Source organism: Streptomyces sp. NBC_00539 (assembly GCF_036346105.1).
Classification (GTDB): domain Bacteria; phylum Actinomycetota; class Actinomycetes; order Streptomycetales; family Streptomycetaceae; genus Streptomyces.
This window is the reverse complement of the sequence record NZ_CP107811.1, coordinates 552,345-574,750: the sequence shown is the minus strand read 5'-3', so window position 1 is coordinate 574,750 and position 22,406 is coordinate 552,345. Positions and strand designations below refer to the sequence as shown.

Here is a 22,406-nt window from a genome sequence, read left to right as displayed (position 1 = left end):
TCACAGGAGGACCGGCATGTCCGCAGTAGACCAGAACGCCCGCCGCCGTCGGGGCACCGGCCTGATCGCCCTCGACCCCGACGTCAGCGAAGGCGGGTACACCCTCTTCGCCCCCCTCACCGGCGACGGCGAGGTGTACCTGATCGACCCGCACGGCACGGTCGTCCACCAGTGGAAGCTCCCGTACCGCCCCGGCCGCCACGCCCGCGTCCTCGGCAACGGGAACCTCGCCTACAGCGGCGTACTCCCGGGCGAGCCGGCCCTCTTCCCCATGTGGCACAAGTACCGGGGCGGCGTCATGCTCGAAGCCGCCCCGGACGGCACGGTCCTGCGCGAATACCGGGACCCCCTCCAGCACCACGACGCGCACCACTTCGGCGACGGCCGCCTCCTGTACACCGCGCTCGAACCGCTGCGCGGCGCCGAAGCCGACGGGGTGCGCGGCGGCGTGCCCGGTTCCGAGACGGACGCCACGGTATGGGCCGACACCATCCGCGAGGTCGACGCGGACGGGACCGTGACCTGGACGTGGAGCGCCGCCGAACACCTCGACCGCGAGGAGTACGCGCTCCACCCCGCCTACTCGCGCGAGCACTGGCCCCTCATCAACAGCGTCCTGCCGCTCGCCGACGGCAACGTCCTGGCCAGCCTGCGCAGCGTTTCCGCCGTCGTCGTCATCAGCCGGGAGACCGGTGAGGTCGTGTGGCGCACCGAGCCCGGCGTCGTCTCCCAGCAGCACGCGCCGACCGAACTCCCGGGCGGGAACCTGCTCGTCTTCGACAACGGCGTCTTCCGGCCCCACTCGGACGTGCCGTACTCACGCGTCATCGAGATCGAGCGGTCGTCGGGCAAGGTCGTCTGGGAGTACCACGACCCGTCGCGCGAGGCGTTCTTCGCGCCCTTCATGGGCAGCGCACAGCGCCTCGCGGGCGGCAACACGCTCGTCACGGACTCGCCCTCCGGCAGGATCTTCGAGGTGACCCCGGACGGCTACCTGTGCTGGGAGTACGTGGTCCCGTACTTCGGGGGCTACCGCGAGTCCGAGGTACGCGGGCTCTTCCCCTCCGAGCCCAACGCCGTCTTCCGCGCCTACCGTTACTCCGCGGAGGAACTGCCGTGGCTGAACGCGCAGGGCACGGCGTGAGCGCCCCGGCCCCTCCGGCGCCCCGCCCGCCGGAGCCGGTGCGGCCCGTGGACGAGCGGGTGCCGCTGCGCCGGCTGGTACCGCTGTCCGCGCAGCACGTGCTGGCGATGATCGCAGCCCCCGTTTCGACCACCTTCCTGACGGGTCAGGCCCTCGGACTCGACGCCGCCCGCACCGCGTCCCTGCTCAGCGCCACCCTCCTGCTGTGCGGAGCGGGCGCGCTGCTCCAGTCCCTCGGGCTCTGGCGGATCGGGGCCCGGCTGCCGTTCGTCATGCTGCCCGGCGGGGCGGCGACCGCCCTCTTCCTCCAGATCGCCGGGGACCACGGTCCCGCGACGGCCACCGGGTCCGTACTCCTCGCCGCGGCGCTGCTGTTCGCCGTGCTCCCGTTCTACGCGAGGGTCGTGAGGCTCTTCCCGCCGCTGGTCATGGGCACCACGGTGCTCCTGATCGGCATCGCGATGATCCGGGTGGCCGCCCAGCTGATCACCGGCCCGCGCGGCACCCCCGGGTACGCCGCCCCCTCGGCGGTGCTCCTGGCCGCAGCCACCATCGGCTGCACCGTGCTGCTGCTCGTGGTCCTGCGCGGGGTCTGGCGGCAGACGGCGGTCTTGCTCGGCATGGGCGCGGGCACCCTGATCGCGTTCACCACCGGGCTGGGTGCGTTCGCCCCGGCCGGCGACGGGAGCCCGGGCGCTTTGGCGCTGCCGCACCTGCTGCCGTACGGGGCGCCGCACTTCGACGTGCTCGCCGCGCTGCCGCTGCTCGTGTTCGGCCTCACCACCCTGGCGGAGGTCACCGGACAGACCGTCCTCAACAGCGAGACGGTGGGCCGGGACAGCGACCCCGGCCGCGACGTGCCGCGCGTCGCCAGGGCGGACGCGCTGATCTCCGTGTTCGGCGCCCTGTTCGGCACGTCCCTGCTGGTCACCAGCGCGGAGAACATCGGCATCGGCCGCCTGACGGCTGTGCGCAGCCGGTTCGTGACGGCGGGGGCGGGCGTGCTGCTGGTCCTGGTGGGCCTGCTCGCCCCCCTCTCCCGGCTGCTCGCGGCGATCCCCGCGGCGATCGTCGGCGGATCCGCCCTCGTGATCTACGGGATCATCGCGGTCATGGGCGTCACCATGCTGGGGCGGGCGCTGCCGGGCGCGGCCGCCGGGGCGCCGGGGGAGAGCGCGTACCCGACCGTCGCGGCACTGGCCCTGACGGCCGGTCTGCTGCCGGTGGTCGCACCCGACCTCTACCAGGGGTTCCCCGGCTGGGCCCGGACGGTCCTCGGCAGCGGGGTCGTGGCGGGCACCCTCGCCGCGGTGCTGCTCCACGCGCTCCTGCACCGGTTCGCCCCGGCGCGGCGGCCCGCCTCGTAAGGGCGGCCCGCCTCGTAACGGCGCCCCGCCTCGTAACGGCGGGGCGGGCGGGCCCCGACGGGGTGGAAGCGCGGGCCCGACGGCGTGGACGGGCGCGGGCCTGACCTTCCGCTGATACTGAGGAGCGTGAGGCGTACCCGAACGGCGTTGCTCAGCGTTGCCGGAATCGTCGCCGCGATCCTCCCCACCGGCATCCCCTCCCCGGCGGCCGCCGCGAGCGCGCCGCAGGCCTGCGTCTCCTCGCCGAAGACCGGGGGCGGTCAGGCCGCCCGGGTCAGGGACGTCGTCCGGCAGGCGTCCCAGGACCTGCACCTGAACTCGGTGGTCTTCAAAGTGCTCTCGGGCGACCGGGACGTCGTCACCGGCGCCACGGGGGAGTCAATGACGGGCGTCCCCGCCGACCCCGCCATGCACTTCCGCTCCGGTTCCGTCGCCATCGAGTACATGGCCACCGTCCTGCTCCAACTCGTGGACGAAGGCAAGGTGGGTCTGGACGACCCGGTCTCGCGCTGGCTGCCCACACTGCCCCACGCCTCCGAGATCACCCTGCGCATGCTCGGCAGTTCCACCTCCGGACTCCACGACTACGTCACCGACAAGAAGTTCCTCGCCGCACTCGAAGCCGCCCCCTTCCGCCACTGGACCTTCTCCGACGTCGTCGACATCGCCACGGCCCCGCCGCTCTGGTACGAGCCGGGCACCAACTGGAGCTACTCGCACGCCAACTTCCAGATACTCGGCGTCGCCCTGGAGAAGATCACCGGCACCCGCCTGGACCGGCTGCTGGCCGAGCGGATCACGACCCCGCTGGCACTGAACGGCACGCACAACGCGTTCACCCCCGAGATCCCGGCCCCCGCGCTGCACGCCTTCACGTCCGAACGCGGCGTCTACGAGGAGTCCACCTACTGGAACCCCTCCTGGACGACCGCGGCCGGCGCGGTGCTCACCAGCAACATCTGCGACCTGGCCCGCTCGGCCCGCGCCATCGGCAGCGGTGAACTCCTCTCCCCGCAGGGCCTCAAGACGCTGCTCGACCCCGGCACGGTCGGCCTCGGCGGCAAGACCGGCACCTGCCCCGCCGACGTCTGCCTCAAGAACACCGCCGCGCAGCACTTCGGCTTCGGCGTCCTCGTCGTCCACGACTGGATCATCCAGAACCCGTCGTTCAGCGGCTACGCGGCCGTGCAGGCCTACTTGCCGGCGCAGAAGCTGTCCATCGCCGTCACGACCACCCAAGGCCCCAAGGCCACGGAACAGAACCCCGGCCAGACGGTGGCCGCCCGCATCGCCCAGGTCCTCGCCCCCGACCACCCGCTGACCACCCACTGAACGCGCCGCCCGGTCCGGGCGTACTCCCCCGGGAGTACGCCCGCTCACCCCGTCCGGCGGACGACGGGCAGGGGCCCGGCCGTCTAGCGTGGCCGCATGGCGCAGTGGCGGCGGCGTGGGGCGGTGCGGTGGGCGGACCGGGCGGAACGGACCGGCCCCGGCGGGCTGCCGTGGCGGTCCTCGCTCCTGGTGGCCGTGATCTCCGTGACCGGCAGCGGATGGGCCGCACGCCTCCAGCCCGGCAGCGAGCCGCTCGGCGTGACGGGCCGGATCCTGCTGCTGGCCGGTCCCGCCCTTCTGGTCCTGCGCCACCGCCACCCCGTGCCCGTCCTGTGGGGCGTCTGCGCCGTCACCCTCGCCTACCTGGCCGGCGGGTACCCCTACGGCCCGGTGTTCCTCAGCCTGGCCCTGGCCTGCCTCGCCGCCGTCCTGGCCGGCCACCGGTACGCGGCCTGGACCGCCGCCGCCCTGCTGTGGACGGGGCACCTGCTCATCGGGCACTGGCTCTACCGCTGGCTCCCGCCGCCGGGCGACGGCCCCGCCGGCTGGGGGACCGAGGCCGGCGTCACCGCCTGGGTGACGGCCCTGCTCGCCGCCTGCGAGCTGATCCGCGTACGCCGTGAGCAGTGGGCCCGCGACCGCGCCGAGCGGGCGGCCGCCGAACGCCGCCGGGCCGGCGAGGAGCGGTTGCGCATCGCCCGTGAACTCCACGACGTCCTGGCCCACAGCCTCTCCGTCATCCACGTCCAGGCGGGCGTGGGCCTGGCCCTGCTCGACTCCGACCGCGAACAGGCCCGTACCGCGCTGACCACCATCAAGGCGGCGAGCAAGGAGGCACTGGGTGAGGTCCGGCAGGTCCTGGACACCCTGCGTGCACCGGGCGAGGCACCCCGCGCCCCCGCCCCCGGCCTCGGCCGGCTTCCCGAACTCGTCGCACAGGCGGCCTCGGCCGGGCTCACCGTCACCGTCGAAGGGGAACCCGGCGCCCTGCCCCCGGCCACCGACCTCGCTGCCTTCCGCATCGTCCAGGAGGCCCTGACCAACGTGGTCCGCCACTCCGCCTCCCGCACCGCCCGGGTCCGCATCGGCCGCGGACCCGGGCGGCTGGAGATCGGCGTGGACGACGACGGCCCCGCCACCGGCGACGAGGCGGGCGGCAGCGGCACCGGACTGACCGGTATGCGCGAGCGGGCCTCCGCCCAGGGCGGCACCCTGGAGGCCGGGCCGCGCCCCGACGGCGGGTTCCGGGTTCGGGCCCGGCTCCCGCTGGCCTCCGGCCCCGTATCGGGGGAGGCCGGATGATCCGCGTCCTGCTCGCCGACGACCAGCAGCTGGTCCGGGCCGGGTTCCGGGCCCTGCTCGAGGCGCAGCCGGACATCGAGGTCACGGGCGAGGCCGCCGACGGGGCCGAGGCCGTGCGCCTGGTGCGCGCGCTCACGCCCGACATCGCCCTGATGGACATCCGGATGCCCGTGCTCGACGGCCTGGCCGCCACCCGTACGATTACCGCGGACCCGGCCCTGGCCTCGGTGAAGGTGGTCATGCTGACCACCTTCGACCTGGACGAGTACGTCTTCGAGGCGATCCGCTCCGGCGCGTCCGGCTTCCTCGTCAAGGACACCGAACCGGAGGAGCTCCTGCGGGCCGTCCGGGCGGTCGTGGCCGGTGACGCGCTGCTGTCGCCCGGGGTGACGCGCCGTCTGATCGCGGAGTTCGCGGCGCGGTCCAAGGCGCCCGCGCCGGCCCCGGGCGCCGCGGGGCTGGACCGGCTGACCGAGCGGGAGCGCGAGGTGATGACGCTGGTGGGGATGGGCCTGTCCAACGAGGAGATCGCCCGACGCCTGGTGGTCAGCCCGCTCACCGCGAAGACCCACGTCAGCCGGACCATGGTCAAGCTGGGCGCGCGCGACCGGGCACAGCTGGTGGTGCTCGCCTACGAATCCGGTCTGGTCAGGCCCGGCTGGCTCGGCTGAGGGCCTACTCCGCCGGGGGTACCCGTACGGCCGCCGTCCGTAGGACGACGCGGGCCGGCGGCCCCGGCAGTCTCGGAAGCGAAGCACGGACCACTTCCGAGGAGCTGAACGAGATGGACACGCTGGCATTCGACGGGCCCGGCCCGTGGATCCTCTTCTTCCCGCTGATTTGGGCGGCGGTCGTCGTCACGGTCGTCTCGGTCCTGCGCCGCACGGTGGGGCGGAGCCGGCCGTGGGCCGCGGGCCGTCCCTCCTCCGGCGGCCACGGATCCCCGGGTGAGGCGGGGCCGATCGCCGTCCTCGGACGGCGTTTCGCCTCCGGGGAGATCGACGAGGACGAGTACTGGCGACGGCTGTCGGTACTGGACGAACAGTTCGGTCCCGCCGCCGAGGAGGCCAGAGGCCGCCGCCGCTGAGGTCAGGTAGGGGCGGTGGAGCGCAGCGCCTGGCCGGCCGACCACAGGACCGAGACCAGCGGAACCGCGACCACCGCCCCCACCACCCCGGCGGCGATGGCGCCCGCGATCACCGACAGCGCCACGATCACCGGGTGCAGGCGCACGGCCCAGCTCATGACGAGGGGGTGCAGCAGATGGCCCTCGATCTGCCCGATCACCACGATCAGTACGATCACCAGCCCCGCGACCAAGGGTCCCCGGGTGGCCAGCGCGATGATGGCGGCGACGGCCAGGGCCACGGGCGAGCCGATGAGCGGGATGAACGCCGCGACGAACTCCAGCAGCGCGAGCGGCACGGCGAGCGGCACGCGCAGCACCAGCAGGGTGACGCCTACGAGGATGGCGTTGGTCCCGGCGACCAGCACGATGCCGCGGGTGTAGCCGGTGAAGGTGCTCCACGAGGCACGGCCGACCACGGCGACCCGGTGGCGCGCGCCGACCGGGAGCTGGTTGCAGAACCACTGCCAGTGCCGGTCGCCGGAGTGGATGAAGAAGACCGAGCAGAACAGGGCAAGCGCCGCGACGGTGAGCACCTCCACGAGCCGGCCCGCCCCGGTGACCGCGGTGTTCACGATGTCCGAACGGTGGCTGGAGAGGTACGCGCCGATACGGGCCTGCGCGTCGCTGAGGGCGTCCGCGTTCAGCCGCAGCGGCGGGCGCTCCAGCCACGGCTGGATCCTGGCCAGCCCGTCCCTGAACTCGGTCACCAGCGAGTCCCATTCACTGGCGACGGTCTCCCCGACGAACGCCAGGATGCCGAGGACCACGACGATGCTGCCGATCAGGGCGCAGGCGACGGCCAGCGGCCGCGGCATCCACCGGGCCAGCAGATCGGCGAGCGGCCGGAGCATCGCCGTCACCACCAGGCCGAGGAACACCGCCACGGCGACCTCGTGGAACCGCCCCAGGACGGCGAAGATGGCGTAGGCGAAGGCGGCCAGGACCAGGATCCGCCAGGCGTACCCGGCCAGCGTGACGAGCAGCGGGGCCACCGTGGGCGGGCCCGGGACGGGGTGCCGGCCGCGGGCCCGGCGGGCAGCCGTACGGATGCGGGCGCCCGTCTGCGTATCCCGGCGCGCCGGACGCGCTGCGGATCGCCTGGGCATTACGCGCCGTCGTCCAGGCCCTCGTCGGCCGCGGCGGCCACGGCCGCGTTGCGACGGGTGACGACGACGGTCGCCGCTGCCGCACTGGCGGTGAACGCCGCCAGCAGCACGGCCGGCCGGTCCAGCCGGTGACGCGTGAAGTGGTCGAGGGAGAACCGCCCCGGCCCCGCGAGGCCGAGCCCGGCCGCGACGAAGCCGAGGAACGCCGGGTACTCGAAACCGCCGCCCTGGGCGAAGAACCCGGCGGGCGCGTGCACGGAGACGGCCCCCGCCATCGCGCCGGCCGCGGCCGCGCCCGCCGCGGGGGTGGCCAGTCCCAGCACGAGCAGCGCACCGCCGCCGGCCTCACCGAGCCCGGCGGCGATGGCGCTGGGGCGCGCCGGGGCGAACCCCATGTGCTCCATGGCCTTGGTGGTGCCGTCGAGGCCTCCACCACCGAACCAGCCGAAGAGCTTCTGGGCGCCGTGCGCGAGGAGCACGCCGCCCGTACCGAGGCGCAGCGCCAGCAGTCCCAGGTCCTTGCGATGGCTGAACGGCATGGGATCAGACCTTTCCCTAGGCATGAGACCGGAAGAAGACCTGATCGCAAGCCTCACCCGGGCCCGCCGCCCGCGCGCGCCGCCGCAGCCGAATGGCCCACACGCTCAGTTGTTCTGGGTGGCGTCCGCATCAGCCTGGGCGGCCGCGTCGTCCGCGGCGTCCAGTGTGTCCTGCATTTCCTTGACCTTGGCGTCGTCCGACACCGACTGGGGCGCCTTGTGCTGGGCGCTCGCGCCCGGTCCGCAGCCGGTGAGCAGCAGGGCCGCCCCGGCGGCGAGCGCGACGAGCCCCGCGGCGGCGCGCCCGGTCACTTGGCCTTCTGGGCGGAGCACCAGGTGCTGACCGCCTTGAGGTCCGTCTGCCGCTTCTGCAGCGTGGGCAGCAGGTTCTTGCGGGCCGTCAGACGGTCGTTGAGGTACGTGTAGATCTCCGTGTGCCCCTCGGCCTTGGCGTTGTTGACGCGCTGCTCCAGCCGGGCGATCGATCCGGAGACGGTGGCGTCGCCGTTCAGCCGGGTCACCGCGGCGTTGACGCGGTCCTCGGTCTTCGGCAGGCGCTTGCAGATCGCCTTGGCGCCGTCGCCCTTCGGCGCGGACTTCGGCGAGGCGCTCGCGCCCGGGGCGCCGGCGTCGGCCTGCGCGGGGGCGGCGGCGAACAGGGCGCCGGTCAGTGCGACGGCGCCGATCGCGGCGGCGGTCCTACGGTGGTGGAGCATGGTGGTATCCCCTTCGTACGACTGGCTGGCTCTCCTTGAGCGGTCCAGCCGTGCAGGACGGTAGGGGGAGTCTTTGTGGATTTCTTGTGGGCCCCGGCCGGGGTGTGGCGATCGGGTGGACCCGGTCCGCGGAGTCCTGGTCGGGCCGCCCGGGCCGGGGGCCCGGCCCCGCCCTCAGTCACCGCGCGAGATCCAGTCCCGGCGGGAGGGGAGCGGCGGAGCCGGAGTGTCCGCAGCCGGCAACGGCAGGCGCACCTCGAAGCGGGCGCCCCCCGTACCCGGCACCGAGCCGATGGTGACCGTACCCCCGTGCAGCGCCACCTGCTGGGCGACCAGCGTCAGCCCGAGCCCGGAGCCGGGGCTGCCCGGGCGGTGGTGGAAGCGCCGGAAGACGGCCTCGCGCTCACCGGCCGGGACGCCGGGCCCCCCATCGTCCACGGTCAGCACCGCGTAGCCGCCCTCCGCCCGCAGCCGCACCGCCACCACGGGCGGCTCGCCCGGCCGGTGCCCGTGGGTCACGGCATTGCCCAGCAGGTTGTCGAGCAGGATCCGCAGCCCGGCTTCCCAGCCCCGGACCCGCAGCTCGGCGGGGAGTTCCGCGCTCAGCCGGGCCCCGGGCCGGCGCCGGCCGGTGTCGCCCACCGCCGCGTCCACCAGTTCCGCCAGGTCCAGCGGGCCGAACGCGGACGCCTCCACCAGGTCGCCACGGGCCAGCATCGCCAGCGCCGTCAGCAGCTCCAGCAGCCGGGCGTGGTCGCTCTGGAGGTCACGTACCACCTCGGCCCGTTCGCCGGGGGAGAGGTCCGGGTGGGCCGCGAGCACGTCCAGGTCCGTCCGCATGCTCATCAGCGGTGTGCGCAGCTCGTGCGAAGCGGCGGAGGAGAAGGAACGGGCGGTCTCCAGCGCCTGCGCCGTCCGCAGCGCCTGCTCGTCGTAGCGGGCCAGCAACTGGCCGATGGCGGCACTCAGCTCGTCCACCTCGGCGATGTTCGCCGGCGCGGTCGCGAAGGCCGCGGCGCCCGCCCGCGGGTCGAGCGCGGCGGCCCGGCTGCTCAACCGCCGTACGGAGGCGGTGGCGCGTCCCGCCAGGCCGTAGGCGATCAGGCCCGCTACGGGGGCCGACAGCAGCGCGACCAGCAGGACCCGGCCGCGCACGGCGACGAGCTGCGGGTCCGCGGCGGAGGCGGGGGTGACCAGCCACAGGGTGCCCGGCGCCGCCCCGGCCACCGGGACGGCCAGCACCCGCCAGGCGTGTCCCTTGGAGCGGACCGTGACGGGCCCGTCCGGCGTCTGCTCGGGCAGCCGGGCCGGATCCGCGGGCTGTGGGCCGCCCTCCAGTACGACGTGCCCGTCCGCGCCCCGCACTCTGATCCCTGCGTCGAGGGCGTCCCCGAGGACCTTGCGGTGCTGGTTCTGCTCCACCTTCGGGCGGCCCTTCAGGTCGGCCGCGAGCAGCGCCCTGACGTCGGGCAGGACGGCGGACGCCCGGTCCCGCAGCCGGGAGTCCTGCTGCTGGTGCAGATCGCGGGTGACCAGCCCGAGCAGCAGCAGCCCCGCCGCGAGCACCAGCAGGGGCACCACCACGGTCACCGAAAGCGCGATGCGGGTGGCGAGCTTCACGGCCGGCTCCGGTCGTCGGGCACGCGCAGGACGAAGCCGACACCACGCACCGTGTGGATCAGCCGGGGCCGGCCGCCCTCCTCCAGCTTGCGGCGCAGGTAGCTGACGAAGGTGTCGACGGCATCGGTGCGCACCTCGAAGTCGTAGCCCCACACCCGGTCCAGCAGCGTGTCGCGGGTGAGGACGATCCCGGTGTTGCGCACGAACTGCACGAGCAGCTCGAACTCCCGCCGTGTCAGCCGCACTTCGGCTTCGCCGTGGCGCACCTGGCGGGTGGCCTCGTCCACCACCAGGGGACCGGCCCTCAGCACGTCCGACGGGGCCTGGGCCGGCCGGCGCCGCAGCAGGGCGTGCAGCCGCAGCACCAGTTCCTCCAGTGCGAACGGTTTCACCAGGTAGTCGTCGGCCCCGGCCTGGAGCCCGGCGACCCGGTCGGCCAGCTCGTCGAGCGCCGACAGCATCAGGACGGGAGTCTCATCGCCCCGCTCCCGCAGGCCGCGGCAGACCTCGGTTCCGGTCAGGCCGGGCATCGACACGTCAAGGACCACGACGTCCGGGTTCCGGTCGGCGAGCAGCCGCAGCGCGCCCGGACCGTCCTCGGCGAGGAGCACCGTGAAGCCGCTCAGCCGCAGCCCGCGCTCCAGCGAGCGACGGATGGCGGCGTCGTCGTCCGCCACCAGGACCAGCCCTTCGGACGCCGTACCGGTCACCCTGCCCTCCTCCTGTCGGGCCCGACCCTCTCACGCCCGGTGCCGGGCCCGGCACCCGGGCCCGGGTGCGCGGCGGCCGCCCCGAGGACTCAGGGCCGGATGAGCAGCTTGCCGCGGGCGTGGCCCGACTCGCTCAACTGCTGCGCCTTCGCGGCGTCCGCAAGGGCGAACACCTCCCCGAGCCGCACCTGCAAGCTGCCCTCCGCGGCCAGGCGGGCGTGCTCGGCCAGACCGGCGCGGATCGCCGCCGGGTCCGTACCGCCGCCGCTGAACAGCACCCCGTGCTCGGCGGCATCCGGATCGGCGATGGTGACGACCCGCTCGGCGGAGCCGCCCGCCAGCTCGATCGACAGCGGCAGCACCCCCTGGCCCGCCGCGTCGAACACCGCGTCCACGCCCTGCGGCGCCACCGCGCGCACCCGCTCGGCGAGACCGTCCCCGTACGCGACCGCCACGGCACCCAGGTCGCGCAGGTAGTCGTGGTTGGGCTGGGAAGCCGTGCCGATGACGGTGACCCCCGCGGCCACCGCGAGCTGCACCGCCACCGAGCCGACCACCCCGGCCGCCCCGTGCACCAGCAGCGTCTCGCCCGCCTTCACCCGCAGCAGGTCCAGCACCCGCTGCGCGGTCTCGCCGGCCACCGGCAACGACGCGGCCCGCTCGAAGGACAGTCCGGCCGGCTTGTGGACGATGTCGTCGGCGATGGCGTACTCGGCGTACGCGCCCGTCCGGGTCCAGCCCAGGACCTCGTCCCCGACGGCGACATGGGTGGCGCCCTCGCCGACCGCGTCCACGACACCGGCGAACTCCAGCCCCGGGACCATCGGGAACACGCTCGGGTAGAACTCCTCGACCCAGCCGTAACGCCGCTTGTAGTCGAGCGGGTTGACGCCGACGGCCACCACCTTCACCCGGACCTCCCCGGCGCGCGGCTCCGGCTCGTCGATCTGCTCGTGACGCAGGACGTCCGGCCCGCCGAACTCGTCGTAGACGATCGCTTCCATGTCGCTGTCTCCCCGCTGTAGATCTTGTTCTGTGGATCTTGTTCGTTGACACCTCCAGCCTCTGGCCGGACGGCGGGGAATCCGGCCCGTCTTCGGGCCAGTCCCACCTGGCCGAAAGTCCAGTGGAGGTCAGGGTGGCGCTGGCTAGGCTGACCCCATGGAGCTGATAGCGACCGCCACGCCCCTCACCACCACGCCCCCCTCGCTCGCGGCGGGGGAGGCGACGCTCGCCGCGCTGGCCGCCGGGTACGACGTCATCCGGCAGCCGCTGGGGGAGATCCTGCCCCGGCTCTCGGCGGTCCTCTCCGGCCTCGTACCGCACCGCGCCGCCGCCGAACTGTCCACGCACTGCGCCCACTCACCGTTCAAGTCCTTCGGCGACCAGGCGTACGCGACCAGGATCAGCACGGCGGACATGGAGCCGCTGTTCCGGGCGGGCACCGCCGGACGGCCCTGGCAGGGCAGGGCGGCCATCGCCGGGGCCGACCGCCCCGTCATCGCGGTCATGACCGACGCGACCCGGCGGGGCGCGCTCCTGGTCCTCGTACGCGACGAGGACGCGGCTCCCGCCGAGGACGCGGCGCTGGCCGTGGTCCAAGCGCTGTGGACCCTCGTGGTCAGCCACTTCGACCGGCTGGCCGCGGAGGCCGCCCCCGGCGCTCTCGCCCGTTCCCGCGCCGCCGCGGACACCCGCGCCCGTGTCATCGCCGAACTGGGCGCCCGCCACACCGCCACGCTGACCGCCCTCCTCGGGGTCCTGCGCAGCCGCAACCTCCACGACGCGGCCGCCCGTTCGACCGCCACCGAACTCGCCGTGTCCGCACTGGCCGAACTGCGGGCCGAGGCGGAACGGGACCAGGCCATGGCCGAGGAACGTGCCGACGAGGCCTTCGCCCGGCTCGCGGACTCGCTGCGCCCGCTGCTGCGCCACAGCCCCGTACGGCTGGAGCTGGGCGCACCCGACTCCACCCGCAGCGTGGCCGCCGACGTGGCCCACACGGCGCGGGCGATCGCCCGCGAGCTGCTGCTCGCCGTCCTGGAACAGGACCCCGTCACCCGCGTCCACGTGGGCTGGCAGATCACCGGACAGGAACTGCGCGTGACCGTACGGGACGACGGGCCGGGCGGCATGAGCTACTGCGGCCTCGGCCCCACCCGCATCGCGGACCGGCTGGAGGTCCTCGGCGGACGCCTCGACATCGACCCCGTCCCCGGCTGGGGCACCACCGTGACCGCGTTCATCCCCCTGACCACCCCCGACGCGCCCGCGACTACCGCGATCGACCCCCTGGGCACCCTGGGCGCGCGGGAACTCGAAGTCCTCACGCGGCTGGCACAAGGGCACCGCAACCGCGCCATCGCGCAGGAACTGCACATCAGCGAATCGACGGTCAAGTTCCACGTCGCCAAGATCCTGACGAAGCTCGGTGTCGCCTCCCGCGGAGAGGCGGCGGCCTTCTTCCACGCGGCAGCGTGAGGAAGTGCGGGCCCCGGCCGCCGCCCTACACTGCGGCCATGGCGCCCCTCGACACGCACGCTCTGGTGCGAACCTGGCACGTCCTGCCCTCGAGGGGGTACACCACGGCCTGGGCGGAGCTCGCCGCGGGGCGGTTGCGCGCCCGCGGCCGGGCGGTGGCGCTAGACCCGGCGCCCTACTGGCTGGCGTACGAGATGGAGACCGGACCGCAGTACGTGACCCGGCGCCTGTCCGTCACGGTCGAGACCCAGGACACGACGGCCCGCCTGGAGCTGCGCCGCGACGACGGGGGGCGGTGGACGCACAACGGCGCGCCCCGGCCCGACCTCGACGGCGCCCTCGACTGCGACCTGGGCCTGTGCCCGCTCACCAACACCATGCCGGTGCTACGGCACGGCCTCCACCAGCGGCCCGACGCCGCGCCGCGCACCTTCCTGATGGCCTGGGTTTCCGTACCGGACCTCGCGGTGAGCGCGGACCGGCAGACGTACACCCCGCTGGAGCGGGGCCCGTCCGGTTCGCGGATCCGCTACGAGTCCGGTGATTTCCGCAGTGACGTCACCTTCGACGCCGACGGCCTGGTAGTCGACTACCCGCAGCTCGCCGCCGCCGTGCCCGTTCCGGGGCCCTGACCGCCGTGCGATGGCCGCCCGCGCACCACCGGGCCACCATGGAAGTGCATCCTTCGTGCGGGGGACCACACATGGGGAGAGCGCCATGGCGCACCACGACGCGGCACACCCGGACGTCCTGGTGGCCGGGGCCGGACCGGTCGGTCTGACGGCCGCGGCCGAACTGCGCAGGCGCGCCGTATCCTGCCGCATCGTCGACCGGCTCCCGGCCCGGCTCCCCTACGCGAAGGCCGTCGGCATCCAGCCCCGCACGCTGGAGCTCTGGGACCGGATCGGCCTCGTCCAGGCCGCTCTCGACGTCGCCGTACCGCTGCGCGGGCAGTTGACGTACCTCAACGGCGCCGAGAAGGGCCGCATCGATCTGGCCCTGCCCCCCGAGGTGCCGTACGGCTTCGCCGCCCTGCCGCAGTACGAGACCGAGCGCATCCTGGAGGAGTACCTGAACCGGTTCGGGACCGTGGTCGAACGCGAGAGCGAGCTCCTCTCCTTCACCCAGGACACCACCGGCGTGAGCAGTGTGCTGCGCACCCCGCACGGCGAGGAGGAGGTACGGTCCCGCTTCCTCGTCGGCTGCGACGGCGCGCACAGCAGCGTGCGCAAGGGCCTCGGGCTGACCTTCGAAGGCGGCGCACTGCCCGACGAGTACATGCTGGCCGACGTCGAAGTCGACTGGGACGTGCCCCGCGGGTACGGCGTGCGCAGCGAACACCGCGACGCCGAAGGCGCCCTCGACGACGTGCTGGTGTGCATCCCGCTTCCCGGCGAGCACCGGTACCGCATGTCGATGCTGGTGCCGCCCGAGCTCTCCGCCGCGGCGCCCACCGGCCCCGACGAGGTGGTGCACGGCCTGGAGGGCGGCCGGGTGCCCGGCCTGACCCACGTGCAGGAGGTGCTGGACCGGCTGTCGCCGCAGCCCACGACCGCGTCCGCGCTGCGCTGGTCCTCCGTGTTCCGGATCAGCCACCGGCTGGCGGGCCGGTACGGACAGGGGCGGGTCTTCGTGGCCGGGGACGCCGCGCACATCCACCCGCCGACCGGCGCGCAGGGCATGAACACCGGCATCCAGGACGCCTGGAACCTGGCGTGGAAGCTCGCGCTGGCCGTCGCGGGGACCGCCGACCCGGACCTGCCCGCGAGTTACGACGCCGAGCGCCGCCCGGTCGGCGAGGAGGTGGTCGGACGGACCGTCCGGCACGCCACCGCGGGCATCGACGCCGACCCGGCGGACCCGATGACCCTGATGCGGCGCGAGGCGCAACTCCTGGTCGGCTACCCGGACAGCCCCCTCGTACAGCCCCCGGAGGCACAGCCCCCGGAGGCACAGCCCCCGGAGGCACAGCCCCCGGAGGCCGGGGCCGGCCCCGGCCCGCAGCCCGGCGAACGCGCGCCCGACTGCGGCGGGCTCCTCGCGGAGGTCACCGCGTACCCGCTGCGGCTGTTCGACGTACTGCGCGGCCGCGAGCACACCCTGGTGCTCTACGGGAACGGACCCGAGGTACCCCACCTCGAACAACTCGCGGAGGTCATTGACGAGTTGGCCCCGGGCCAGGTGAACATCTGCGCAGTGCTCGCCACCACCGACGCCGACAGGGCCGCACCCGTCCCCGTGTACCGGGACGCGGGCGGCGAGTTCGCCCGGATGTACGGGGTGGGGGAGGGGCCGGTCGCCTTCGTCGTGCGCCCCGACGGCTACCTGGGCGCCCGGCTGCGCCCACCGGCCGGAGCGGGCCTCGGTTCGTACCTCTCGCGCATCTTCGCCCCGTAGCCGCCGGACCGGCCGGAAGGAGGCCCCGCACATGCGCCGACGCCCCCGTGCCGCCGTGCTGGCGGCGGTCACCGCGGTGCTGACGCTCTGCGCGGGGCCGCCGGCCATCGCCCGCCTTCCGGTCACCGCCCGCCTTCCGGCTCCCGCGCCTTCCGCCGACGGCGGTGACAGCGTCCAGCACGTGGACCTCGGCGGCGGGCGCACGGTGTACCTGCACTGCCGGGGCCGCGGCGCGCCGACCGTCGTCCTGGTGGCAGGCCTGCACGAGTCGTCCGACAGCTGGACCCTCACCGACACCGAGCCGCCCGTGCCCAAGGCGCCGGCCGTCTTCCCGGGCGTGGCCGCGTTCACCAGGGTCTGCGTGTACGACCGGCCCGGCACCCTGCGCTACACCGATCCGCCGGCCCTCACCACCCGCAGCAGCCCGGTGACCGGCACCCGTGAGCTGCCCGCCGTCGTGCGGGACCTCGACCGGACCCTGACCGCGGGCAAGGTGCCGGGACCGTACGTACTGGTCGGCCACTCCTACGGCGGCCTGATCACCCTGCTGTACGCGAAGCAGCACCCGGACCGGACCCGCGGCCTCGTGCTCGTCGACGCGCTCGCCCCGGCGCTCAGGAGGGACCTCGGCGCGGCCTGGTCCCCGTACGTGGACGCGTTGCGCCACCCGGGCACCCCCTACGACGACGATCCGGCGTTCGAGCAGGCCGACATCGACGGGGCGGTGACGGCCGTCGACCGGGCGGGCCCGCTGCCGGACGTCCCGCTCGCCGTCCTCAGCAAGACGGAGCCCTTCGCGGCGCCCGCCTCGATGAGCAAGGAACTCCTGGCCCGGCTGGAGGCCGCCTGGCCCAAGGCCCAGCAGTCGCTGGTCGCACTGGCCGCGCAGACCCCGCACCTGCTCGCCACGGGCAGCGACCACTACGTCCAGCTCCACGACCCGGACCTCACGACCGCCGCCGTCCGTCTGGTCGTGGAACGCACCCCCGGCCGCTGACGGGGCCCGTCCCAAGCCCCGTTCCACGCCCCGTCAGTAGTACCGGCGCATGATCTCGGTCGCCCAGTCCGGCTGGCTCGTGGCGCCCCGGGGGCCGAACTCGGCCATGTAGGGCTTGAGGTCGAGCACGGGCGTGCCGTCCACCGCGTCGAGACCCCGGACGTGGACGTCGAGCCCGTCCACGCGCAACAACCGGCAGCGGGAGACCCCGAGCCGGTTGGGACGGTTCTTGCCCCGCTGCGCGAAGATGCCGACCAGCGGCCAGTCGGGGTTGCCGCGCGGGTGCCGGGCCCCGGTCTCCACCTTCTCCGCCGGGACCCGGTCGAAGTGGTAGACGACCTCCAGGTGCGAGAAGGAGTCCAGTCCTGCGAGTGCCTCCGGCCCGAACCGCCCGTCCAGCCGGATCACCGCCGACACCCCTTCCCAGGCGTCGTCGTGGACCTCGGTCCGGCCACCGACGACCCGGCCGACCGGATCCGAGACCACTTCGGCCGGAGCGCTCTTCTCCGTCACGGGACAAGCCTTCCTGCAGCCGGGAACGATCACGGAACACCGTACGTCCGGCCGGGCACGACGAGAACGGGTTTCCGGACGGTTCCACGGCCCCCGCCCCGCCCGGACCGTCAGTCCGCGCGGGCCCGTGCCAGCTCCCTGTTGAACTGGGCTCCCGCCAGCAGTGCGAGGTTGGCGAACCACAGCCACACCACGAAGACGATGACGCCGGCCAGCGAGCCGTACAGGCGGCCGTAGGTGTTCAGCTGCGTGTAGAGGGTGAAGACCAGCGACGCGCCGAGCCACAGGGCCGCCGCCAGCACTCCGCCCGGCAGCCCGCGCCGGGTACCGCGGGTGCCGGCCGGTCCGGTACGGAAGAGGATCAGGATCAGCAGGGTCACGACGGCGAGCAGGACCGGCCAGCGCAGCACGGTCAGGCTGCCCACGCCCACCCCGGCGGCCGTGGCGAGCCGGTGGGCCAGCGGCCCGGACGCCACCAGCCCCACGGCGCCGGCCATGAGGAGGAGCAGGAGCAGGCAGGAGGTGATGAGCAGCATGTGCGCCGCGCGCAGCGGCGGCCGGGTGTCGGGTACCCGGTGCATGGTGTGCAGGGCCCGGCGGAACACGGCGAGGTAACTGCAGGCCGACCACAGCGCGCTGACCACACCGCCCATCGCCAGCGTCCACACCGAGGTGTGCGCCGCCGACAGGCCGTTCAGCGCGTCCTGGAGCACCTGCGCGGACTGGGGAGGCGCGTAGGAGGTGAGTTCGGCGACGAGCCGCTTGCGCGTCGGGTCCCCGAGCAGCCCCACCAGGGAGACGGCGACCACCAGCGCGGGCAGCAGCGCGAGCAGGCCGTAATAGGTCAGGGCCGCCGCCGAGTCCGCCACGTTGTCGTGCCAGAGCCGTACGGCAGTACCGCGCAACGCGCCACGGGCGCGCGCCGCGACCGCCGCGGCGGGGGCGCGCCCACGGCGCCCTTCGCTGCTCAGAGTCGATGTCACAGCGCGCTCGTGCCCCTCACGCCCGCGCGCATGCGCCCGTGCGCACCGCGTCAGGAAAGTCCCGACCACACCGCGGTGCGGCGCTTGGTGAAGTAGTCCGCGTCCTTGGGCCGGGCCGGGTCGTGGCCCAGGGGGCGGGGAGCCGGTTCCAGGTGGGGTATGTACTTCGAGCAGTGGATGTACGCCTCCTGGACCGTGAGGTGGACCCACAGCTGGGGGCCCCGACCCGGCGCGACGTCGGTGGGCAGGCCGGGATGGACCCGGCGCAGGTCCGCGTCGTCGTAGAGCCGGGCGACGCCGTTGACGTGCAGTCCCACGTGGTGGTGGGTGAAGTCCACGAAGAGCATGCCCAGGTGGGGGTTCTCGCTCATGTTGCCGGCGCTGGCGAGCACGCCGTTCCCGCGGAACTCGGGGTAGGCGAGCGTCCGGTAGTCGATGACGTGGACGAATCCCGGCGGCCCGGCGCGGAAACTGGCGTCGCATTCCCCGTGGGAGTCGGCGGTCGCCAGGAACACCATGCTCTGGTAGCCGATGAACTCCCGCATCTCGTCCGTCAGGTGGGGGCGTACCTGCTGGTCGTAGAAGCGGGCGGCGCGCTCGGCCGTACCCAGCTGCTGCTGCAACCGGTGCTCACCGGCCGAACCGGACGACGGTGGAGGGAAGATCACGGGACTGCTCCTGGGAGAGTGAACGGGGATCAGGTTCAGCGGGTGGACAGGACGGGGGTCTCGAACGGGTCGTGATGGATACGGTCGGGCAACGTACCGTGGCGGGTCAGCGTTTCGCTGGCGGATGCGACCATTGCCGCCGGTCCGCTGAGGAACGCGTCGTGCTGGTACCACGGCCCGTACTCGGCCAGCACCTGTGGCAGTGATCCCCGGATGCCGGGGATGTCTTCGTGGGAGACCGCGCCGCGCAGGGTCAGCCAGTGGTGCCGCTGGACCATCCGCAGCATGTCGTCCACCCCGTACATTTCGCCGCCGGTGCGGGCGCCGAGGAACAGGTCCACCTGGTGGCGTCCCCCGCGACGGGCGACCTCCTCGATGAGGGCGCGGATCGGGGCGAGCCCCGTACCGCCGGCGACGCAGAGCAGGTCCTTGTGCACGGCCGCGTCCAGGACCATGTCGCCCATCGGGGGGCCCAGCCGCACCACGTCGCCCACCGCTGCCCGGTGTACCAGCGCCTCGCTGACCGAGCCGCCGGGCACCGCGCGGACGTGGAAGGTCAGGGTGCCGTCGGCGCGGGGCGCGTTGGCGGGGGAGTAGTAGCGCCACAGCTTCGGCCACCACGGCGTCTCCATGCTCACGTACTGCCCGGCCTGGTGGGCGTAGGGCAGGTGGGGGCGCACGGTGATCTCGGCGATGCCGTGTCCGCGGGGGAGGTGGTGCACCACCGTGGCGGGCCAGACGGCGGGCCGCAGCGCCTCGTCCTCCTCGGCTGCGCTGATCATGACCTGGGAGACCACGCCGTACGCCTTCGTCCACGCGGCGGCGATGTCCTGCGTCCAGGCCGGGCCCGCGTAGCGGGCGAGAGAGTCCAGGAGGCACTCGCCGACCGCGGGGAAGTGCGCGGCGAGGGTGCCGAACTTGCGGTGGTCGCGGCCGAGGTGTCCGCAGAAGCGGACGAGGTTCGCGGGGTCGTCGACCACGTCCACGATGTGCAGGAGCGCGCGCAGGAGGCGACCGCGCTGGGCGTCCATCCCGGGCGGGAACAGCGGACGCACTTGCGGGTAGCGGGCGAACAGGACGGCGTAGAAGTAGACCGTCATCTCTTCGGCCACGGGGGCGACCACCGACGCCGAAGCCTTGATCAGCTGTATCTCGTACTCCGACAAGGGCGCTTCGGAGGCCGGGGGCGGCGCAGTGGCGGGGGCGCGGTGGTGCGCCGGTCCTTCCGTGGGCTGGTGGGCGGGCGGATTGCTGGGACGGCCGATCCGGAACCTCAAGAGACCAGCGCTCCCCCGCTCGTTGTCCGGACGGATCTGCCTATCGGGTCGGAAGGGGCGATGTCGTGTCGGGAGAGCATGAGTCCTCATCGGGTAGGGGCGCCTGGTCATGAAGCGGATGAAATGCTTCCGGACCGCCCATGATCCTTGAACAGGTTGTCGATTTGGGGAAGGGTCGTATCTGCTAGAACTCGTCCCCAGATCTTGTCGCATTGCCTGGGCCGGTCATGGGGTATGGGCCAGGGCTTCGGGGAAGTCGCGAGCTCAGCGGGCGCCCGCCCAAGGTTCGGGGTGCTCGGCCGTGATCTCCGGCTCCAGCCCCTGCGCGGGCGTGGTCCGGGTGCGCCCGACATCCGCCCGCCAGGCCTCGAACGCCAGGGTGGTCGCCGTGACCACGGCCAGCCCGAGCAGCCAGCCCCCCACCACGTCGCTGACCCAGTGCACGCCGAGAGCCACCCGCGTGTAGCCGACGCCGATCACGGAAACCGCCGCGAGGGTCCAGGGGAGCGGACGCCAGGCCCGCGGCACCAGCGGCAGCAGGGCCAGCAGCAGGACGGCGCAGGACGTGGTGGCCGTCATGGCGTGACCGGAGGGGAAGGAGAAGCCGGGCGCGTGCGCGACGGGATCGGGCAGATGCGGCCGGGTCCGCTCGACCACGTTCTTCACCAGCACCCCCAGCAGGCCACCGGCCGTCGCGGTGACCGCCGCCCACAGCGCCAGGCGCACCGCCCCGCGCAGCAGCAGCCACACCACCAGCGCCGCCACCAGCAGCCGCATGGTCAGCGGCCCCCACACCACCTGCGTGAGGAAGTCGAGCACCCGCACCCACGCGGGATGCTCCAGCGCGGCACGGTGGAGCCGCTCGGCCGCGCCCTGGTCGAGCCGGCGCAAGGGCCCCCACCGGGACTCCACGAGCACCAGGGCGACCGCGAAGGGCACGGACACCAGCGCGGTGGCGGTCACCGTCGTCACCAGCCGCACGCCGAACCGCGCGTCGGGTCCCGAGCGGCCGGACAGGAGCCGGGTGACGAGTCCCCGCAGGCGGGTGGAGCGTCGTGCCATGTTCCTCGTGCTTCCTTTCACAGTTGCGTCTTGACCGGCCGGGGCCCCTCAGACCCCGGGGTCCTCGGTGACCGGTTCCCTCACCCCGGCCCGCACCGCCTCCAACTGGGCGGCGAACGAGAGGCCCAGGAAGAGGGCCATGGAGGTGAGGTAGGCCCACAGCAGCAGCGACACGAACGCGCTGAGGGGCCCGTACACGGTGGCGAAGGAGCCGCTGGCCCCGACGTACAGGCTCAGGCCCCAGGTGGCGAGCAGCCACAGCACCAGGTAGACCGTGGCGCCGAACGCCAGCCAGGTGTAGCCGGGCTGCGTGCGGCGGGGGGAGAGACGGAACATGGCGCTGGTGGCGAGGATCGCCAGCAGGATGCCCAGCGGCCAGCGCAGCACGTCCCACACCCGGATCGTGTCGGGGCCGAGGTGGTAGACCTCCGCCACGGCGCGGCTCAGCTCCGCCCCGAGCACCGTGACCGCGAAGCTCAGCCCCAGCGGCAGCCCGGCCAGCAGGGACATCACCAGCCCGCGGGTGTACTTGAACAGGAACGGCCGGTCGCGTTCCGTTCCGTAGATGCGGTTGGCGCCGCGCTCGACCTGGCACAGGGCCGTGGTCACGTTCACCACTGAGAAGAGCAGGCCGAGCCAGAGGGCGACCTGGCTGCCGTCCCCGGCCCGGTGGTGGCTCTGCGCCAGAGCGTCGTCCACCACGTCCTGGCTGGGCCCGCTCGCCAGCCGGCGGATCGTCAGCTCCGCGATCCGGCCGACGTCCTCGGTGTGCAGTACACCGGACAGGCCGATGAGGGCGATGGCGAGCGGGACGATCGACAGGACCGTCTGGAGCGCCAGGGCCCTGGAGTGGCTGAAACCGTCGGCGTACCGGAACCGGATGAAGGAGTCCCGCACCAGGCTCCAGCCCCCGTACCGGCGCAGCGCGGACCAGGCCTCCTCGGCGGACAGTTCCTCGCCCTCCACCTCCAGTTCGGCCTCGACCGCCGCTACCTCGCTGCGTTGCGGTACCCGCGTCGCGGTGCCCATGTGCGTAACCCCCTGTGTGACTGGTGCGTGCGCG

At 73.7% G+C, this 22,406-nt stretch carries 23 protein-coding genes; 10 read left to right on the top strand and 13 right to left on the bottom strand.

Annotated elements, in window-relative coordinates:
* The first annotated feature begins 16 nt into the window (after positions 1-16).
* From OG861_RS02705 to OG861_RS02680, 6 genes are all read left to right on the top strand, one after another.
* Positions 17-1,144 (top strand): aryl-sulfate sulfotransferase, encoded by a 1,128-nt coding sequence (locus OG861_RS02705; RefSeq protein ID WP_330261133.1) that lies wholly within the window; start codon positions 17-19, stop codon positions 1,142-1,144.
* Positions 1,117-2,511, top strand: a complete 1,395-nt coding sequence (locus OG861_RS02700) for a uracil-xanthine permease family protein (protein ID WP_329200902.1) — start codon at positions 1,117-1,119, stop codon at positions 2,509-2,511. Before OG861_RS02705 ends, OG861_RS02700 begins: the two co-directional genes overlap by 28 nt.
* 126 nt (positions 2,512-2,637) lie before the next feature.
* On the top strand, positions 2,638-3,843 hold the full coding sequence (locus OG861_RS02695; protein WP_330261132.1) for a serine hydrolase domain-containing protein: 1,206 nt from the start codon (positions 2,638-2,640) through the stop codon (positions 3,841-3,843).
* A gap of 96 nt (positions 3,844-3,939) precedes the next feature.
* Entirely contained in the window at positions 3,940-5,145 is a 1,206-nt protein-coding gene (locus tag OG861_RS02690; RefSeq protein ID WP_329200906.1) for a sensor histidine kinase, read from the top strand.
* The gene (locus tag OG861_RS02685; protein ID WP_330261131.1) at positions 5,142-5,816 is read left to right on the top strand and encodes a response regulator transcription factor; all 675 of its coding nucleotides are present in this window, start codon (positions 5,142-5,144) and stop codon (positions 5,814-5,816) included. The genes OG861_RS02690 and OG861_RS02685 overlap by 4 nt, the downstream gene beginning before the upstream one ends.
* A 113-nt stretch (positions 5,817-5,929) precedes the next feature.
* A complete protein-coding gene (locus OG861_RS02680; protein WP_329200909.1) occupies positions 5,930-6,232 on the top strand; it encodes an SHOCT domain-containing protein in 303 nt (100 codons plus the stop codon).
* 2 nt (positions 6,233-6,234) lie between these two features.
* On the opposite strand, the gene OG861_RS02675 is transcribed toward OG861_RS02680, so the two are convergent.
* The 7 genes from OG861_RS02675 to OG861_RS02645 form a co-directional block, all read right to left on the bottom strand.
* Positions 6,235-7,380, bottom strand: a complete 1,146-nt coding sequence (locus OG861_RS02675) for an AI-2E family transporter (protein WP_329200911.1) — start codon at positions 7,378-7,380, stop codon at positions 6,235-6,237.
* Positions 7,380-7,919: a DoxX family protein gene (locus OG861_RS02670; RefSeq protein WP_329200913.1), complete on the bottom strand. Its 540-nt coding sequence runs from the start codon at positions 7,917-7,919 to the stop codon at positions 7,380-7,382. The genes OG861_RS02675 and OG861_RS02670 overlap by 1 nt, the downstream gene beginning before the upstream one ends.
* Before the next feature lie 105 nt (positions 7,920-8,024).
* Complete coding sequence (locus tag OG861_RS02665; RefSeq protein WP_329200915.1) at positions 8,025-8,231, bottom strand: hypothetical protein; 207 nt, start codon at positions 8,229-8,231, stop codon at positions 8,025-8,027.
* On the bottom strand, positions 8,228-8,635 hold the full coding sequence (locus OG861_RS02660) for a hypothetical protein (protein WP_329200916.1): 408 nt from the start codon (positions 8,633-8,635) through the stop codon (positions 8,228-8,230). Before OG861_RS02660 ends, OG861_RS02665 begins: the two co-directional genes overlap by 4 nt.
* Before the next feature lie 174 nt (positions 8,636-8,809).
* On the bottom strand, positions 8,810-10,255 hold the full coding sequence (locus tag OG861_RS02655) for a sensor histidine kinase (protein WP_329200918.1): 1,446 nt from the start codon (positions 10,253-10,255) through the stop codon (positions 8,810-8,812).
* On the bottom strand, positions 10,252-10,965 hold the full coding sequence (locus OG861_RS02650) for a response regulator transcription factor (protein ID WP_329200920.1): 714 nt from the start codon (positions 10,963-10,965) through the stop codon (positions 10,252-10,254). The genes OG861_RS02655 and OG861_RS02650 overlap by 4 nt, the downstream gene beginning before the upstream one ends.
* Before the next feature lie 89 nt (positions 10,966-11,054).
* Positions 11,055-11,969, bottom strand: coding sequence for an NADP-dependent oxidoreductase (locus OG861_RS02645; protein WP_330261130.1), 915 nt, complete (start codon positions 11,967-11,969; stop codon positions 11,055-11,057).
* Between the two features lie 157 nt (positions 11,970-12,126).
* Between OG861_RS02645 and OG861_RS02640 the strand changes: the two genes are divergently transcribed.
* The 4 genes from OG861_RS02640 to OG861_RS02625 all read left to right on the top strand — a co-directional run bounded on the left by OG861_RS02640 (position 12,127) and on the right by OG861_RS02625 (position 16,840).
* Positions 12,127-13,446: a helix-turn-helix transcriptional regulator gene (locus OG861_RS02640; RefSeq protein WP_330261129.1), complete on the top strand. Its 1,320-nt coding sequence runs from the start codon at positions 12,127-12,129 to the stop codon at positions 13,444-13,446.
* 38 nt (positions 13,447-13,484) lie between these two features.
* Positions 13,485-14,078, top strand: a complete 594-nt coding sequence (locus OG861_RS02635) for a putative glycolipid-binding domain-containing protein (RefSeq protein ID WP_329200926.1) — start codon at positions 13,485-13,487, stop codon at positions 14,076-14,078.
* Positions 14,079-14,163: 85 nt separating this feature from the next.
* Positions 14,164-15,843: an FAD-dependent monooxygenase gene (locus OG861_RS02630; protein WP_330261128.1), complete on the top strand. Its 1,680-nt coding sequence runs from the start codon at positions 14,164-14,166 to the stop codon at positions 15,841-15,843.
* A gap of 31 nt (positions 15,844-15,874) precedes the next feature.
* A complete protein-coding gene (locus tag OG861_RS02625) occupies positions 15,875-16,840 on the top strand; it encodes an alpha/beta fold hydrolase (RefSeq protein ID WP_329200929.1) in 966 nt (321 codons plus the stop codon).
* A 33-nt stretch (positions 16,841-16,873) separates the two neighbouring features.
* On the opposite strand, the gene OG861_RS02620 is transcribed toward OG861_RS02625, so the two are convergent.
* The 6 genes from OG861_RS02620 to OG861_RS02595 form a co-directional block, all read right to left on the bottom strand.
* The gene (locus OG861_RS02620; RefSeq protein WP_330261127.1) at positions 16,874-17,353 is read right to left on the bottom strand and encodes an SAM-dependent methyltransferase; all 480 of its coding nucleotides are present in this window, start codon (positions 17,351-17,353) and stop codon (positions 16,874-16,876) included.
* A gap of 110 nt (positions 17,354-17,463) precedes the next feature.
* The gene (locus tag OG861_RS02615) at positions 17,464-18,336 is read right to left on the bottom strand and encodes a YihY/virulence factor BrkB family protein (RefSeq protein ID WP_329200933.1); all 873 of its coding nucleotides are present in this window, start codon (positions 18,334-18,336) and stop codon (positions 17,464-17,466) included.
* 50 nt (positions 18,337-18,386) lie between these two features.
* Positions 18,387-19,004 carry a pyridoxamine 5'-phosphate oxidase family protein gene (locus OG861_RS02610; RefSeq protein ID WP_443056713.1) on the bottom strand — a complete coding sequence of 206 codons (618 nt, stop codon included), beginning with the start codon at positions 19,002-19,004 and terminating at the stop codon, positions 18,387-18,389.
* 35 nt (positions 19,005-19,039) lie between these two features.
* Positions 19,040-20,170 (bottom strand): globin domain-containing protein, encoded by a 1,131-nt coding sequence (locus tag OG861_RS02605; protein WP_330261126.1) that lies wholly within the window; start codon positions 20,168-20,170, stop codon positions 19,040-19,042.
* Between the two features lie 375 nt (positions 20,171-20,545).
* Positions 20,546-21,343: a phosphatase PAP2 family protein gene (locus OG861_RS02600; protein ID WP_329200936.1), complete on the bottom strand. Its 798-nt coding sequence runs from the start codon at positions 21,341-21,343 to the stop codon at positions 20,546-20,548.
* Between the two features lie 48 nt (positions 21,344-21,391).
* Positions 21,392-22,372, bottom strand: a complete 981-nt coding sequence (locus tag OG861_RS02595) for a YihY/virulence factor BrkB family protein (protein WP_329200939.1) — start codon at positions 22,370-22,372, stop codon at positions 21,392-21,394.
* Between the last annotated feature and the right edge of the window lie 34 nt (positions 22,373-22,406).

Coding starts and splice junctions, on each gene's coding strand:
- OG861_RS02705 (WP_330261133.1), top strand. CDS start 17: ATGTCCGCAGTAGACCAGAACGCCCGCCGCCGTCGGGGCACCGGCCTG.
- OG861_RS02690 (WP_329200906.1), top strand. CDS start 3,940: ATGGCGCAGTGGCGGCGGCGTGGGGCGGTGCGGTGGGCGGACCGGGCG.
- OG861_RS02685 (WP_330261131.1), top strand. CDS start 5,142: ATGATCCGCGTCCTGCTCGCCGACGACCAGCAGCTGGTCCGGGCCGGG.
- OG861_RS02680 (WP_329200909.1), top strand. CDS start 5,930: ATGGACACGCTGGCATTCGACGGGCCCGGCCCGTGGATCCTCTTCTTC.
- OG861_RS02675 (WP_329200911.1), bottom strand. CDS start 7,380: ATGCCCAGGCGATCCGCAGCGCGTCCGGCGCGCCGGGATACGCAGACG.
- OG861_RS02670 (WP_329200913.1), bottom strand. CDS start 7,919: ATGCCGTTCAGCCATCGCAAGGACCTGGGACTGCTGGCGCTGCGCCTC.
- OG861_RS02660 (WP_329200916.1), bottom strand. CDS start 8,635: ATGCTCCACCACCGTAGGACCGCCGCCGCGATCGGCGCCGTCGCACTG.
- OG861_RS02645 (WP_330261130.1), bottom strand. CDS start 11,969: ATGGAAGCGATCGTCTACGACGAGTTCGGCGGGCCGGACGTCCTGCGT.
- OG861_RS02640 (WP_330261129.1), top strand. CDS start 12,127: ATGGAGCTGATAGCGACCGCCACGCCCCTCACCACCACGCCCCCCTCG.
- OG861_RS02635 (WP_329200926.1), top strand. CDS start 13,485: ATGGCGCCCCTCGACACGCACGCTCTGGTGCGAACCTGGCACGTCCTG.
- OG861_RS02630 (WP_330261128.1), top strand. CDS start 14,164: ATGGCGCACCACGACGCGGCACACCCGGACGTCCTGGTGGCCGGGGCC.
- OG861_RS02625 (WP_329200929.1), top strand. CDS start 15,875: ATGCGCCGACGCCCCCGTGCCGCCGTGCTGGCGGCGGTCACCGCGGTG.
- OG861_RS02600 (WP_329200936.1), bottom strand. CDS start 21,343: ATGGCACGACGCTCCACCCGCCTGCGGGGACTCGTCACCCGGCTCCTG.
- OG861_RS02595 (WP_329200939.1), bottom strand. CDS start 22,372: ATGGGCACCGCGACGCGGGTACCGCAACGCAGCGAGGTAGCGGCGGTC.